The following is a 13,886-nucleotide window of genomic DNA, read 5'->3' as shown; positions in this document are numbered from 1 at the left end:
TCATTGGCTGTGTTCGCATTCGGTGTGGACGATTTCCTCTGACACCGCCCAGAGTTCCTCCCACAGAGCACCATCCCATGCGAACAGAGCCGCTCCTGTCGATCGCCTACGGCTGCGCCGCGGCCGCCTGTTGCCCACCCAGCGAATGCGCCAGGAATGCCAGCAGCTTGGTGTAGTACTCACGTCGGTGCGGTTCGGTATAGAAACCATGGCCTTCCGTGTCGTAGTACAGCGTCTCCACCGGTACGCCGGCCTTGCGCAGCGCCGCTTCCATCCTCCTGGAATGCTGGATCGGCGCACGCTGATCCTCGCCACCTGCCGCCAGCAACACCGGCACCTTGATGTGATCGGCCAGATTGACCGGCGACACCGCCGCCAGTTGTGCGGGATCGCCGATCCATTCCTTCAGATAGGTCTCGCCCGTACCACGCTCCTGGATGTCGCCGCGCGTGAACATCACCGGCAGATCGTAGACACCCACATAGCCGGCCGCACACTTGTAGAGCGACGGCTCCTTCGCCACGCCCATCAACGCGGCATAACCGCCATAGCTCGCACCGTAGATGCAGATGCGCGAAGGATCGGCGATGCCCTGCTCGATCGCCCAGCGTGTGGCATCGGTGACGTCGTCCTGCATCGTGCCGCCCCATTGCCGAGCGCCGGCATGCAGGAACGCGCGCCCATAGTTGCCCGAGCCGCGGAAGTTGACCTGCAGCACCGCATAACCGGCCTGCGCGAGTATCTGTGCCTCGATATCGAAGGACCAGTGATCGAAAATGTCGTACGGGCCACCGTGCGGTACGACCACCATCGGCAGGTGCTTGCCGCTGCTGCCGCGTGGCTGGGTGAGATAGCCGTGCAGGTCCAGACCGTCGCGCGCCCTGAACGTGAAGGCCGTGGCCTCTGCCGCCCGTGCCGGATCAATCCATTGGCGCCTGCTGGCAAGCAGTTCGAGCTTGCCGGTCGCACGCTCGAACACATAGAAATCGCCGGGATTGGTGCCGGAATAAGTCGATACCAGCAAGGTCGCCCCATCCCGCGTCCGCGATACGACCTGGACCGCTTGCCCTCCGGCTACTTTCTCCAGAGCGGCGTACAGCCGTGCATCCTCGCCAGCGGGATCGAAGAACACATTACGCACCCCATTGTTCATCAGGGCTGCGCCCACGGGCACCGTATCGCCATCGTGGTAGAGAATCTCCAGAGGATCGACCGCCGCATCGCGCAGCACTTCCTTGCGCTCTCCCGTCGCCGGATTCCAGGCGACGATGGCATTCGGTCCCGATGCCTGCTGGACGCTGAGATAAGCCAGCGTGTCGTCCGCCAAGAAACCGAGCGGAGTCTCGACATGGCCACTGCTCGCCTCGTCATTGATCAGCTTCCAGTCGCCGCCATCACTGCCGCGGTAATAGAGCTTGCTGACGTTGTCGCTATCGGCTCCTTCGGCGAAGCGGGCCCGCGAAGCGTTGTCCACATAGAACATGCCACGCCGCACCGGCGCGCTGGCCACCGTCGCACGCCGACCATTGCGTACATCCATGCGATCCAGGCGGGTGTATGGCACGCCCGAGAGCACCAGGGGCGAGATCGCAACCAACACCTGATTGTCATCGCCCTGCAGCCGACCGACGAACGTGGCCGCCACACTCTCGGATTGCTTGTTGTTCATCAGGTTGCCCAATCCAGGGCCCTGCGTGCGATAGCCCACCAGCTGCTGGGCGTTCTTGCCGTCCACGTCCATCACGTACATCTCGCCGGTAGGCTGCGGCCTATCCAGTCGCCCCTCCTTCTCATTGATGGTGATGAGCACGCTGCGGTCGTTCGCCCACCAGAAATCGTTGACATGGACATCGTTGCCAAGCCCGAACGTACCCGTGGTCTTGCGGCTCGCGCGGTCCACGATCGCCAGCACCGTGCGGTTCTCCAGCGGCACACTCACTGCGTAATGCCGCCCATCCGGCGACAGCTTCAGCTGCGAGAAGTCGTCCAGTCGAAGATAGTCGTCAAGCTTCACCTGCGCCGATGCGCAGCCGGCCACGACCAGACAGGCCCATACCACCCCCTGCATCACCCACTTCATGTGTTTCCCCTTGGTATCGCATGTGACTCAGCGGACTGCCCAGGCGGCGCAGCCCATCGATGTTCCCGGCAAAATATACGCCGCCGGGGGACTCGGTCTTTGTCGAGCCAGGTTGCAACGGCGCTGAACCGCGCTGGCCCGGGAAAGAAAAAACGGCGCCATCAAGGCGCCGTTTTCATTTGGATCTGTCGATTGTCTAGGGTTGCGCCGCGGCCGCCTGCTGCCCACCCAGCGAGCGCGCAAGGAATGCCAGCAGTTTGGTGTAGTACTCACGCTGGTGCGGCTCGGTGTAGAAACCATGGCCCTCGGTGTCGTAGTACAGCGTCTCCACCGGCACCCCAGCTTTGCGCAGCGCCGCTTCCATCCGTTTGGAATGCTGGATCGGCGCACGCTGATCCTCGCCACCCGCCGCCAGGAACACCGGCACCTTGATGCGATCGGCCAGATTGACCGGCGACACCGCTGCCAACTGCTTGGGATCGCCGATCCATTCCTTCAGATAAGTCTCGCCCGAGCCGCGTTCCTGGATATCGCCACGCGTGAACATCACCGGCAGATCGTAGACACCCACATAGCCCGCCGCACATTTATAGAGCGACGGCTCCTTCGCCGCCCCCATCAACGCGGCATAACCGCCGTAGCTCGCGCCGTAGATGCAGATACGCGCAGGATCGGCGATGCCCTGCTCGATCGCCCAACGCGTAGCGTCGGTGACGTCGTCCTGCATCGTGCCGCCCCACTGACGGGCGCCGGCTTGATTGAATGCTCGACCATAATTGCCCGAACCGCGGAAATTAACTTGCAGCACGGCGTACCCGGCCTGCGCCAGCATCTGTGCATCGTCGTCAAAGCGCCAGCTATCGAAGATATCGAATGGCCCACCATGCGGCATCACCACCATCGGCAAATTCTTGCCGTTGCCGTCCTTTGGCAGGGTCAGGTAGCCATGCAGACCCAACCCATCCCGGGCCTTCAATGCGAATGGTTGCACCGACGCGGTCTTTGCCGGATCGAACCATTGGCGACGGCTGACTAGATGCTGTGCCTTCTTGGCCACGGTATCGAAAAGATAGAAATCACCAGGATTACTGCCGGAATACGTCTCCAACAACACTAGCTTTCCATCCTTGGTACTGGAGGTGATATAGATTGCATCGTCGCTAAAGGCCGCCTCCAGACTGTGGTAGCGCCGAGCCTCTTCCGACTGCTCGTCGAAGAACAACGACCGAGGCTTCCCGTTCATCACCACCGCTCCGACCGGCACCCGGGTACCGTCGCGATAGATGATCCGCAGAGGATCGGCAACGCTGTCACGCAGAACCTCCTTGCGCTGATCGTGAGCGATGTCCCAGGCCACGATGGCGTCAGGGCCTTCGCGTTGTTCAACCCGCAGGTAGGCAATCGCATTGTCCGCGGAGAAACCGATCACGGACTCGGCGTGACCACCAACTGCCTCGTCGTTGATCAGCCTCCAGTCACTGCTCGCCCCATCGCGATAGTAGAGCTTCCTGACATTGTCCACGCCCTGGCCATGTGCAAAGCGGATTGCGCCGGTATTGTCCGTGCTGAAATGAGCACGTCTGACCGGAGCCTTGGCCAACGGGACGCGTCTGCCGGTATTGATGTCAAGCTTTTCGGCACGTGTGAAAGGGTCCTGCGCGGTCAATGGCCAGACATCGATGACAACATTGCGATCATCATCGAGCAGCGCATCGCTAAGGAAAGCCGCGATGAGTTCTGTTTTCTTAGTCTGGATGTTCGTTCCCAGCCCGCTGCCCTGGGAACGATAGCCAACCAGTAACTCAGGACTGCCGCCATCGGCATTGATCGCGTACAGCTCACCGGTCGGCTGAGGCTTGTCGAGCAGACCCATCTTTTCGCTTATCGAGATCAGCACCCGCTTGTCATTCACCCACCAGAACCCGTCGACATGCGTGTTCTTGCCGAGCACAAATTTTCCAATCAACTTATTTCCGGTCCGTTCCATGATCGCCAACGCAGTGCGATCCTCCATCGGCACCGTCGCAGCCAGATAATCTCCTGTCGGTGATAGCTCAATATCAGTGAAATTATCCTTTTTGATATAGGCATCCACGCCCACCTGCGCCGAGGCGCAGCCTGCCACCGCCAGCAGCGTAATAACAGCCGGCAAACTCCACTTTCCCATCATGTCCCCCTCGAATCGGATCTATTCCCTGATCACCGCGCTTCTACGCGGCCCCTGCGGAAGATCATCATGTTTCCGCCCTCCAAAGTATCGCTCAGTTGGATCGGATACGCATCCGGTCCAACTGAGTCATGGAAAGCGCAGCTCAATGAAAATCCCGCGATGCCACATCCAGTTCGCCGAGCAACTCGCTGAGATCGTGCAGGTCGCCTGCGATCAGGTGTTCGACACCATCCACGCGTTCCCAGCGGCCGCGTACCGCCAACAGGCGTGACTCCAGCAAGGCGCGACGGCGGCGTACCGCAAGATGCGACCAGACGATGACGTTGATCATCCCGCGCTCGTCCTCCAGCGTGACGAAGACGGTGCCCTTGGCCGTGCCCGGACGCTGGCGCTGGGTGACCAACCCGGCCACATGTACGCCGGCGCCGTGGTGGCGATCGCGCAGTTCCTCCAGGCCGAGGATGCGGCGCTGGCGCATCTGCGGGCGCAGCAGCGCCATCGGATGCTGGCGCAGGGTCAGGCCGGTGCTGCGATAGTCGGCCAGGATGTCCTCGCCCTGACGCGGCGCGGGCAATGCAATGTCGGTCTCGGCTGGACTGCCCGGCAGCAGCGGGCGACTGCGCTCGATGCCGGCTACCGCCCAGCGTGCAGCGTTGCGATGTCCTGCCAACGTCTGCAGCGCACCTGCTTCTGCCAGTACCGTGCGCGCCTTCTCGTCCAGACCGGCGCGCAGGCACAAGTCGGCAACGGTGGCGAAAGAGCGTTGTGCGCGAGCACGCACCAGCGCGCCGGCCATTGCTTCGGACAAGCCGGCCAGTTGGCGCAGGCCGAGCCGGATCGCAGGCTGCTCGCCCGGCTCGTCATCGCTGCGCCATGGACGTCCGCCGACCAGCGTGTTGTCCCAGCCGCTGTGCATCACATCCACCGGCAACACACTCACCGACGCCCGCTCGGGACTGCCACGACATGCATCCTGCACGATCTGGCTGGCCGAGTAGAAACCCATCGGCTGCGCATTGAGCAGCCCGCAGGCGAATGCCGCCGGCTCGTGCCGCTTGAGCCAACTGCTGGCGTAGACCAGCTTGGCGAACGAGGCGGCGTGGCTCTGCGGAAATCCGTAGGAACCAAACCCCTTGATCTGCTCGAAGATCTGATCGATGAACGCCGACGAATAGCCTTTCCCTTCCATCAGCTCACGGATGCGCACGCGATGCGGCTCCATGTCGCCGCCGCGCTTCCAGGCCGCCATCGAGCGGCGCAACTGGTCGGCCTCGTGCGGCTCGTAGCCGGCGTGGATCACCAACTCCATCACCTGCTCCTGGAACAGCGGAATGCCCAGCGTCGGCCCGAGGATTTCCTCCACGCCTTCCGACGGAAAGCTCACCAGGCCCTTGTCCTGCCTGCGCTTGAGATACGGATGCACCATGTCGCCCTGGATCGGCCCCGGCCGCACGATCGCCACCTCGACCACCAGGTCGTAGAAGCACTCCGGCCTCAAGCGCGGCAGCATCGCCATCTGCGCGCGTGACTCGATCTGGAACACGCCGATGGTGTCGGCGCGCTGGATCATCGCGTAGGTGTCCGTGTCCTCGCCGGGGATGGTGGCGACTTCGAGGTCTCGCCCACGATGGCCGCGCACCAGATCCAGCGTCTTGCGCAGGCAGGTCAGCATGCCCAGCGCGAGGCAATCGACCTTGAGCATCCCCATGGTTTCCAGATCGTCCTTGTCCCACTGGATGATGGTGCGATCGGGCATCGCCGCGTTCTCGACCGGCACCACCGTGGACAGCGGCGCGTCGGAGATCACGAAACCGCCGACATGCTGGGACAGGTGGCGCGGATGGTCGCGCAGCCTCTCGGTTACCTCCAGCACCCTGCAGATCAGCGGGTTGGACAGATCGAAACCGGCCTCCTCGATACGCTGCTCCATCGGCGTGTCGCCGTTGCCCCAGCCATAGCAGTTGGCGAGCAATGCAATCTGGTCGGGCGGCAATCCGAACACGCGTGCCACATCGCGCACCGCGCTCTTGCCGCGATAGCAGATCACCGTGGCGGCGAGCGCAGCGCGTTCGCGGCCGTACTTGCGATAGACGTACTGGATGACCTCCTCGCGCCGTTCGTGCTCGAAGTCCACATCGATGTCCGGCGGCTCATCGCGCGCCTCCGACAGAAAGCGCGCCAGCAGCAGGCGGCTCTCGCTGGGATTGACCGCCGTGATCCCCAACGCGAAGCACACGGCCGAATTGGCCGACGAGCCGCGGCCCTGGCACAGGATGTCCTGCGAACGCGCGAACCGCACCACATCCTCGACCGTCAGGTAGAACGCCTCGTACTTGAGCTTGGCGATCAACGCCAGCTCCTTGACGATGTCGCGCCGTGCCTTCCACGGCACCCGGCCCTCCCTCCATCGCCGCCGCATGCCGGCGATGACCAGCTTGCGCAGGTGCGTGGCCGGCGTTTCGCCGGACGGCACCAGTTCGACCGGGTAGTCGTAGCGCACCTTGCTCAGATCGAAGCTGCAACGTCGTGCCAGCGCGGCCGCCGATTGCATGAGCTCGACGCCATGGATGCTGAGCAGCGCACGACGCGTGCGCAGGTGGTGCTCGCCATTGCGGAACAGGTGCGCGCCGCATTCGGACAGCGGCAGGTTGTGGCGGATCGCGGTGAGCGTGTCCTGCAACACGCGTTCCCTGCGCGTGGCCATGTGCGCGTCGCCGCTGGCGAGCGCGATCATGCCGAGCTGGCGTGCCACCGTCTTGAGTTCGGCCAGACGGGCAGCGTCGTCGCGCTCGCGATGCAGTTCGACGGCGAGGAAGGCACGCTCGCCGAACAGGTCGCGCAACCATTCGCCGTCAGCCGTGTTCACCTGCTCGCCGGGCAGCCACAGCGCAAACACACCTTCTGCGCCATTCCGGAACTGCACCTGCAGATCCGCGCGCGTCAATCGGTACCGGCCCTTGCCGGCGGCACGGCGTGCGGTGGTGATCAGCGCGCATAGTTGCGGATAACCGGCATCGTGTTCGACCAGCAGTACGCACTTCAAGCCGTCATCGAGTACGAACTCGCTGCCGACGATCAGCTTCATGCCGGTGGCACGCGCCGCCTCCAGCCCGCGCACGATGCCGGCCAGTGAGCATTCGTCGGTGATGGCCAGGGCCTCGTAACCGCATTCGCGGGCACGTTGGAACAGCCTCTCTGCGCTGGATGCACCACGCTGGAACGAGAAGTCCGACAGGCAATGCAGTTCGGCATAGGTGGGCAGGCCGTCATCGCCTGCATGGCCACCATCGTCGTTGGCAGCACGCAGGCGTGCGAGTACGTTCCAGGCGCGGGGCACACGTCCGCCGGGCGTATCGCGATACACGTCGTCGAACGTGTCGTCCCGGCTCATGCGAACCACCCATGCAACATCCAGCCTTCGCGCTGGCCGGCCGGCACGAATGCCCAGGCGCGCTGGCCGCGCACGGTTTCCAGCACGTAGTAGTCGCGCCGGGCCTCCGCGCCGTCCCACCAGCCGCTTTCCAGCCGCTCCGGGCCGGAGACGATGCGTGGATGTGGATCGCGCAATGGCAGCGGATGCGGCAATAGCCAGGACGGACGTGGTGGCAGCGGGCGTCGACCATCGGGTACGGGCAGCTCGACGCTACCGGCATGCATCGCTGTCTTTCCAGCGCGCGCCGGCAAGTTCGTCTTCACCGGTGATCGGCGACGCGGTGCAGCATCAGCCCGTCCACTCTCGTCCTCCATCACCCGACGCCAGCCCCGCTCCGGACGCGGATCATCGCCCGGCACCACCCGATACACCGACGCATCACCCAAGCGCGCACGCATACGCTCGCGCAGCTGCGGCCAGTCCATCGCCTGCTGCGGGCGGGCATCGAACAGATCCTTGATCGCCGGCACGAAAGGCGGCAGCTGCCTGGCCAGTAATCGCACCGCCACTACCGGATGCTCGATCTGCACCCGCTCCAGACGGTTGCGCGCCAGCTCGAACAGCAAGGCGGGCGAACGCTCGGCCGACAACAGCCCGACCTCGATATCGCAATGCCCCTGCTCGTGTTCCAGCCGCAGCACGAAACGCTGCACGCCGCCATCGCGGATCGACAGGTACGTGCACAGGTCGCCGATCAGGCGTCGCAGCGGAAACAGCAGCGCGGTGTGGGATTCGACCTCGTAGCCCATCTCCACGCGTGCGTCGAAATGGTCCGGAGGCGCGTAGCAGGGCAACGGATCGTCGGCCTCGCCGTAGAGTCGATCGAGATGTTCCAGCACCTCCAGGCCGAAGCGTCGCCGCACGCCGTCACGCGGCAACGCGCGCGATGCCGCCAGCGTGCGTACGCCCATCCGATGCAGCCGCTCGCCGGTATCGCCAGGCAGCGCGCCACGCCGGATCGGCACGCTGTCGAGCGCGCGTCGCAATGCATCGGGGTGGGTGATCGCCAAGCCGTCGCGCAGCCCGGCCAGCACGCAGGCCGCACGCGGCGTGGGTGCCATCGCGATGCGGTGGCGGAAACCCAGCGTGTCCAGTTCCTCGCGCAGGCGCCGCTCGAAGCGCGGCCACGGCCCGAACAAGCGGAAGCTGGCCTGCACCTCCAGCACGATCGCGCGCGGCCACTGGATGCTCACCAGCGAACTGTGCCGGTAGGCCCAGGCCGCGAGGAAACGATGCCAGCGGGCCTCTTCAACCGGGTCGTAATCGACGGTACGCACCTGGGCCAGCAACGCATGCGCTGCGGACAAGCGCATGCCGGCCTTCAGGCCCGACTGTGCCGCCGTATCGTTGACCGCGTGCAGCGTGCGCAGTTGCGCGGGGCCTTCCACCAGTGCCAGTGGTGCGTCGGGATCGGGAAGACGACGCAATACCGCGTCGAGTGCCAGCTGTGGCAGCAGGATGCAGGCCCAGAGCATGTCGACCTCACCGCCCCAGCCGCAGCGGCTGCGCCGGCACCGGACCGCCACGGCACTTGAGCACCTGCCAGGCCGCCTGTGCCGGCAGGTATTCCAGCCGCAGCGCCGCCGGCGAAGCATTGGCCGCATGCCGACGATCACGCAGCGCGAAACCGCAGCAATCACCGCTGTCGGCCGCCACCTGCAAACGACGCAGCGCACGCGCGTCACCGGTCTGCGGCCATCCCAGCACGGCACTGCACGCCCCGCTTCGAAGACATTGCTCGAACGCCCACAGCGCATCGCGCGGCTCGGCCTCGACCAGATGCAGCCATGCCAGATCGATTCCCCCCGCCTGCCAGGCCGACGCATACGGGATGTACGGCGGCGCCACCAGCACCACGCGCTGGCCGGCCTGGGTCATGCGCGCCAGCGTCGGCAGCAGCAGCGCGATTTCGCCGACGCCATCGGCCGGCAGCAGCAGTTCGGTCAGGGCACGACGTGGCCAGCCACCTTTCGGCAGCAATGCATCCAGCGCGGCATGACCGGTCGGCTCGCCGCCCTCGGCCACGTCGATCCCGCGACCGGCGTGCCAGACCGTGCGTGCCGCCAGCAGTTCATCCAGGGCCAGTACTTCGCCCATCTTTATCCCCGCCGCACCAGGCCGCAGAACAGACCCTCGATGGCGAAGTCCGCATCGGGCATCACTTCGATCGGCGCATGCGCCGGATTGCGCGGCAGCAGGCGCAGGCGCTCGGCACCGCACTCCAGCCGCTTGATGGTGATTTCGCCATCGATCCGCGCCACCACGGTCTGTCCGTTGCGCGCCTCGCTGGCGCGGTGCACACCGACCAGATCGCCATCGAGGATGCCGTCGTCGATCATCGAATCGCCCTGCACCACCAGCAGGTAATCCGGTGGCAGCGAGAACAGGCTGCGATCCAGCCACAGTTGCTCGTCCAGGCCGATGTCGGCACCGATCGGTACACCGGCCGCGACCCGGCCCAGCACCGGCAATGCCAAAAGCGCCTGGCGCGCGGGGGCTCCGGGAATCCGAAGACCGCGTTTGACATTGGGCAGGCGCTCGATCAGCCCGGCCTCGACCAACGCCTGCACGTGTTTCTGCGCAGCGTTGCGCGAGGCGAAGCCGAAGTGCCCGGCGATCTCGGCCAGACTGGGAACGTGGCCCTGCCGCGCACAGTCGCGCAGGAAGGCAAGGATGGCGGCACGCCGGGGCGGGAGCGGGGACATGGGCAATCAGAAAGCGAAACGAGGTGTACATTTGTACACTCATGCATCGCACGGTGCGAGACGGACTCCGTGCAAGCGGGCCATCCCCTTGCAGGACAAGCCTTTCCGCGCTATATAACGAAAGTTATAACAACCCTGGAGCGCTTCGATGAAGCTCAAGATCACCAGCATCGGCAATTCCGCCGGCGTCATCCTGCCCAAGGAGTTGCTGGCCCGTCTGCGCGTCGAGAAGGGCGACGAGCTCTACGCGCTGGAAACACCCGACGGCATCCGCCTGACCGCCTTCGATCCGGAACTGGCGCGACAGATGGATGTGGCAGAGAAGATCATGCGTGACCGCCGCATGCTGCTGCACAAGCTTGCGCAATAGGAGTGGCGCCATGATCGTCTGGATCGGCCGTGCCCTGACCCTGGCCATCCATGAGCGCCAACTGGCCGAGCATGGCGGCGGCAGCGGGGTGCGCGATGAGAGCCTGCTCGAGTCGGCCCTCGCCCGCCCCCAGCAATTGTTCGCCTATGGTGATCCGCCGCCTGATCTCGCTGATCTGGCCGCCAGTCTGGCGTTCGGCCTGGCGCGCAATCATCCCTTCGTGGATGGCAACAAGCGCACGGCAGCGGTCGCCTGCGAAACCTTTCTGATGCTCAACGACATGCGGTTGGAAGCGGACGATCTGGAGCTGTATCCGCAATACGTCGGCCTGGCCGAAGGCAACCTCGACGAAAAAGCCTTCGCCGACTGGCTGCGTCCGCGCCTGCGCGGGGCCGGTACTTCGGCCGTCCACGAGCCGGTTCCGCATTACGGCTGAGGCCAGCGGCAGCCCGTCTGCGCTGGCCGGCCGGGTTCTTTTCGCCGCGACCTTGCGCATCGGCCGGCGCCTCGAAAAACCCAGCAGAGCCCACTCCGCCCTGCGCGAAGTGGGCACCGAGCAGCCCATATCGTGCAGTGCGTCATGGCCTGACAGGCTACTTCCGATAACGTTTACAGTCTTGCCAGGCTTAAAGGACGCCCTCGAATGACCCTCCGCACCACCCGCCGCAATCTGCTGATCGGCGCCGGCTCGCTTGCTTTGCTGTCGCGCATCCCGGTCGGCTGGGCGCTGCCGCGCGACGCCGCGCGTACGCCCGCTTTCATCGATGAACTGATCGCGCGCATGACGGTGGAGGAGAAGGCCGGCCAGCTCACCCTGCTCGGCTCGGTGGCGGCCAACGCCGCAGCAACCGCCGCCAACCCCAATACCCGCGCCCCTGCCGCCAGCACCCAATTGGAAGCGGCCCGCGCCGGCCAGCTCACCGGCGTCTTCAACGGCTCGCATGTCGCCTGGCACCGGCAGATGCAGGACGCGGCGATGCAGGGCCGGCTGAAGATCCCGCTGCTGTTCGCCGCCGACGTGATCCACGGCTTCAGCACCGTGTTCCCGGTGCCGCTGGGCGAATCGGCCAGCTTCGAGCCGGACCTGGCACGGCGCACCGCACGCGCGGCCGCGCTGGAGGCCAGCGCGGTCGGCATCGACTGGACCTTCGCGCCGATGGTCGACGTGGCCCGCGACGCCCGCTGGGGCCGCGGGGTGGAAGGCACCGGTGAAGATCTGCTGCTCGGCCGGCGCATGGCCGAGGCCCGCGTGCGTGGCTTCCAGGGCGAAGGACTGTCGCACCCGGACGCCGTCGCTGCCTGCCCCAAGCACTTCGCTGCCTATGGCGCGGCCGAAGGCGGGCTCGACTACAACACCGTGGACGTATCCGAACGCACCCTGCGCGAGGTCTACTTCCCGCCGTTCCAGTCCGGCTTCGACGCCGGCGCGCTGACCACGATGGCCGCGTTCAACGAGCTGTCCGGCATCCCTGCCACCGGCAACACCTGGCTGCTCACCGACGTGCTGCGTGGCGAGTGGAATTACCAGGGGCTGGTCGTCTCCGACTACACCGGCGACATGGAGCTGATCGCGCACGGTTACGCCAGCGACGAACGCGATGCCACCAAGAAGGCGTTCCTGGCCGGCGTCGACATGAGCATGCAAAGCGGTCTGTACCTCAAGTACCTGCCCGAGCTGGTCGCCAGCGGCGAGGTACCGATGGCCAAGCTGGACGAATCGGTGCGCCGCGTACTGCGCTTCAAGGCCGCGCTCGGCCTGTTCGACGATCCCTATCGGCGCATCCAGCCCAAGCGTGCGCAGGCGCGCCAGCGCCGTCCTGAAACACTGCAGCTGGCGCGCGAAGCCGCACGCAAGTCGGTGGTGATGCTGAAGAATGACAACGACCTGCTGCCACTCAAGCCCAAGGGCCAGCGCATCGCGCTGATCGGCCCGATGGCACGCGATCTTGCCAACATCCATGGCCCGTGGGTTCTGTTCGGCGGCGATGATACCGGCCACGATCTGGCCAGCGCGATGCGCGCGGCGATGGCCGATCCCAAGGCGCTCGACGTCGTCGACGGCAGCGATTTCGACAAAGCGTTACCCGGCGGAATCGACGAGGCCGTACGCGCGGCCCAGGCCGCCGACGTAGTGGTGCTGGCGATCGGCGAACCGCTCAAATATTCGGGCGAAGCGCAATCGCGTACCGATATCGTCGTGCCCGAGATCCAGCAGCAGTTGGTGGAGGCCGTCGCCGCCACCGGCAAGCCGCTGGTCGTGCTGCTCAGCAATGGCCGCGCATTGGCACTGCAAGGTGCGGTGTTGAACGCACCGGCGATCCTGGTGACCTGGTTCCTCGGCTCGCAGTCCGGGCCCGCGCTGGCCGATCTACTGTTCGGCAAGACCAGCCCATCGGGACGGCTGCCGGTGAGCTTCCCGCGCGAAGCCGGCCAGGTGCCCTACTACTACGCACACAAACCGACCGGTCGCCCTGATCCACAGCCGGAAAAACTCGACGCGTTCAAGACCCACTACCGCAGCATCCCGAATTCCTCGCTGTTCCCGTTCGGCCATGGTCTGACCTACGGCCGCATCGAATACGACGGCCTGGACATCGGCAACGCCAGGCTCGATGCCGGCGGCACGTTGAGCGTGCACGCGCGCCTGCACAATCGAGGCCGATACGCAGCAGAAGAGGTCGTGCAGCTGTACGTACATGATCGCGCTGCCAGCGTCACCCGCCCGGTGCGCGAGTTGAAGGACTTCCGCAAGGTCTCCCTCGCCGCGGGTGCTAGCGCGGACGTGACGTTCACCCTGCGCCGCGAGGATCTGCTGTTCATCGGCACCACGCTCAAGCCCACCGTAGAAGCCGGCACCTTCGATCTGTGGGTCGCACCCTCTGCGGAAGCCGATGGTCTGCACACAACGTTCGAACTTTTGGGCTGATCTCGTCCCCGTAGCGCGGAGCTTGTACTTGCATCCCTGTTCGGAGCTCCGCCTTGTGGGCACTCGACCGACATCAAGCTCCAGCCAGCCCTGATCCCGTCGTCCCCGCGAAGGCGGGGATCCAGCGACTTGAGCCTTCACCGCGACAAGACACTGGATCCCCGCCTTCGCGGGGATGACGTCCGATCTTGATGCGACGACC

The 13,886-nt window shown here is 65.2% G+C and carries 9 protein-coding genes; 3 read left to right on the top strand and 6 right to left on the bottom strand.

Features of this window, described 5'->3' with window-relative positions; genetic code table 11:
• Nucleotides 1–106 precede the first annotated feature (106 nt).
• From AC3WJE_RS07435 to lexA, 6 genes are all read right to left on the bottom strand, one after another.
• Complete coding sequence (locus AC3WJE_RS07435) at nucleotides 107–2,080, bottom strand: alpha/beta hydrolase family protein (protein ID WP_493730152.1); 1,974 nt, start codon at nucleotides 2,078–2,080, stop codon at nucleotides 107–109.
• A 196-nt stretch (nucleotides 2,081–2,276) separates the two neighbouring features.
• Nucleotides 2,277–4,250 carry an alpha/beta hydrolase family protein gene (locus tag AC3WJE_RS07430; protein WP_493730151.1) on the bottom strand — a complete coding sequence of 658 codons (1,974 nt, stop codon included), beginning with the start codon at nucleotides 4,248–4,250 and terminating at the stop codon, nucleotides 2,277–2,279.
• A 142-nt stretch (nucleotides 4,251–4,392) separates the two neighbouring features.
• Entirely contained in the window at nucleotides 4,393–7,641 is a 3,249-nt protein-coding gene (locus AC3WJE_RS07425) for an error-prone DNA polymerase (RefSeq protein ID WP_493730150.1), read from the bottom strand.
• Nucleotides 7,638–9,158, bottom strand: a complete 1,521-nt coding sequence (locus AC3WJE_RS07420) for a Y-family DNA polymerase (protein WP_493730149.1) — start codon at nucleotides 9,156–9,158, stop codon at nucleotides 7,638–7,640. Before AC3WJE_RS07420 ends, AC3WJE_RS07425 begins: the two co-directional genes overlap by 4 nt.
• Before the next feature lie 7 nt (nucleotides 9,159–9,165).
• A complete protein-coding gene (imuA, locus tag AC3WJE_RS07415; protein ID WP_493730148.1) occupies nucleotides 9,166–9,780 on the bottom strand; it encodes a translesion DNA synthesis-associated protein ImuA in 615 nt (204 codons plus the stop codon).
• Between the two features lie 2 nt (nucleotides 9,781–9,782).
• The gene (gene lexA, locus AC3WJE_RS07410) at nucleotides 9,783–10,388 is read right to left on the bottom strand and encodes a transcriptional repressor LexA (protein WP_493730147.1); all 606 of its coding nucleotides are present in this window, start codon (nucleotides 10,386–10,388) and stop codon (nucleotides 9,783–9,785) included.
• Between the two features lie 148 nt (nucleotides 10,389–10,536).
• On the opposite strand from lexA, the gene AC3WJE_RS07405 reads away from it, so the two are divergent.
• From AC3WJE_RS07405 to AC3WJE_RS07395, 3 genes are all read left to right on the top strand, one after another.
• Nucleotides 10,537–10,758: an AbrB/MazE/SpoVT family DNA-binding domain-containing protein gene (locus AC3WJE_RS07405; RefSeq protein WP_493730146.1), complete on the top strand. Its 222-nt coding sequence runs from the start codon at nucleotides 10,537–10,539 to the stop codon at nucleotides 10,756–10,758.
• Nucleotides 10,759–10,768: 10 nt separating this feature from the next.
• Entirely contained in the window at nucleotides 10,769–11,194 is a 426-nt protein-coding gene (locus tag AC3WJE_RS07400) for a type II toxin-antitoxin system death-on-curing family toxin (protein WP_493730145.1), read from the top strand.
• A gap of 207 nt (nucleotides 11,195–11,401) precedes the next feature.
• Nucleotides 11,402–13,684 carry a glycoside hydrolase family 3 N-terminal domain-containing protein gene (locus tag AC3WJE_RS07395; RefSeq protein ID WP_493730144.1) on the top strand — a complete coding sequence of 761 codons (2,283 nt, stop codon included), beginning with the start codon at nucleotides 11,402–11,404 and terminating at the stop codon, nucleotides 13,682–13,684.
• Nucleotides 13,685–13,886 lie beyond the last annotated feature (202 nt).

This window comes from Pseudomonas sp. GW821-FHT07E12 (genome assembly GCF_058986605.1).
The sequence above is the reverse complement of the archived record's forward strand: the minus strand, read 5'-3'. Positions and strand labels throughout refer to the sequence as shown.

What these genes read in the sequence shown, in the direction of transcription:
- AC3WJE_RS07430 (WP_493730151.1), bottom strand. Translation starts at nt 4,250, where the DNA reads ATGATGGGAAAGTGGAGTTTGCCGGCTGTTATTACGCTGCTGGCGGTG.
- AC3WJE_RS07400 (WP_493730145.1), top strand. Translation starts at nt 10,769, where the DNA reads ATGATCGTCTGGATCGGCCGTGCCCTGACCCTGGCCATCCATGAGCGC.
- AC3WJE_RS07420 (WP_493730149.1), bottom strand. Translation starts at nt 9,158, where the DNA reads ATGCTCTGGGCCTGCATCCTGCTGCCACAGCTGGCACTCGACGCGGTA.
- imuA (WP_493730148.1), bottom strand. Translation starts at nt 9,780, where the DNA reads ATGGGCGAAGTACTGGCCCTGGATGAACTGCTGGCGGCACGCACGGTC.
- AC3WJE_RS07435 (WP_493730152.1), bottom strand. Translation starts at nt 2,080, where the DNA reads ATGAAGTGGGTGATGCAGGGGGTGGTATGGGCCTGTCTGGTCGTGGCC.
- AC3WJE_RS07425 (WP_493730150.1), bottom strand. Translation starts at nt 7,641, where the DNA reads ATGAGCCGGGACGACACGTTCGACGACGTGTATCGCGATACGCCCGGC.
- AC3WJE_RS07405 (WP_493730146.1), top strand. Translation starts at nt 10,537, where the DNA reads ATGAAGCTCAAGATCACCAGCATCGGCAATTCCGCCGGCGTCATCCTG.
- lexA (WP_493730147.1), bottom strand. Translation starts at nt 10,388, where the DNA reads ATGTCCCCGCTCCCGCCCCGGCGTGCCGCCATCCTTGCCTTCCTGCGC.
- AC3WJE_RS07395 (WP_493730144.1), top strand. Translation starts at nt 11,402, where the DNA reads ATGACCCTCCGCACCACCCGCCGCAATCTGCTGATCGGCGCCGGCTCG.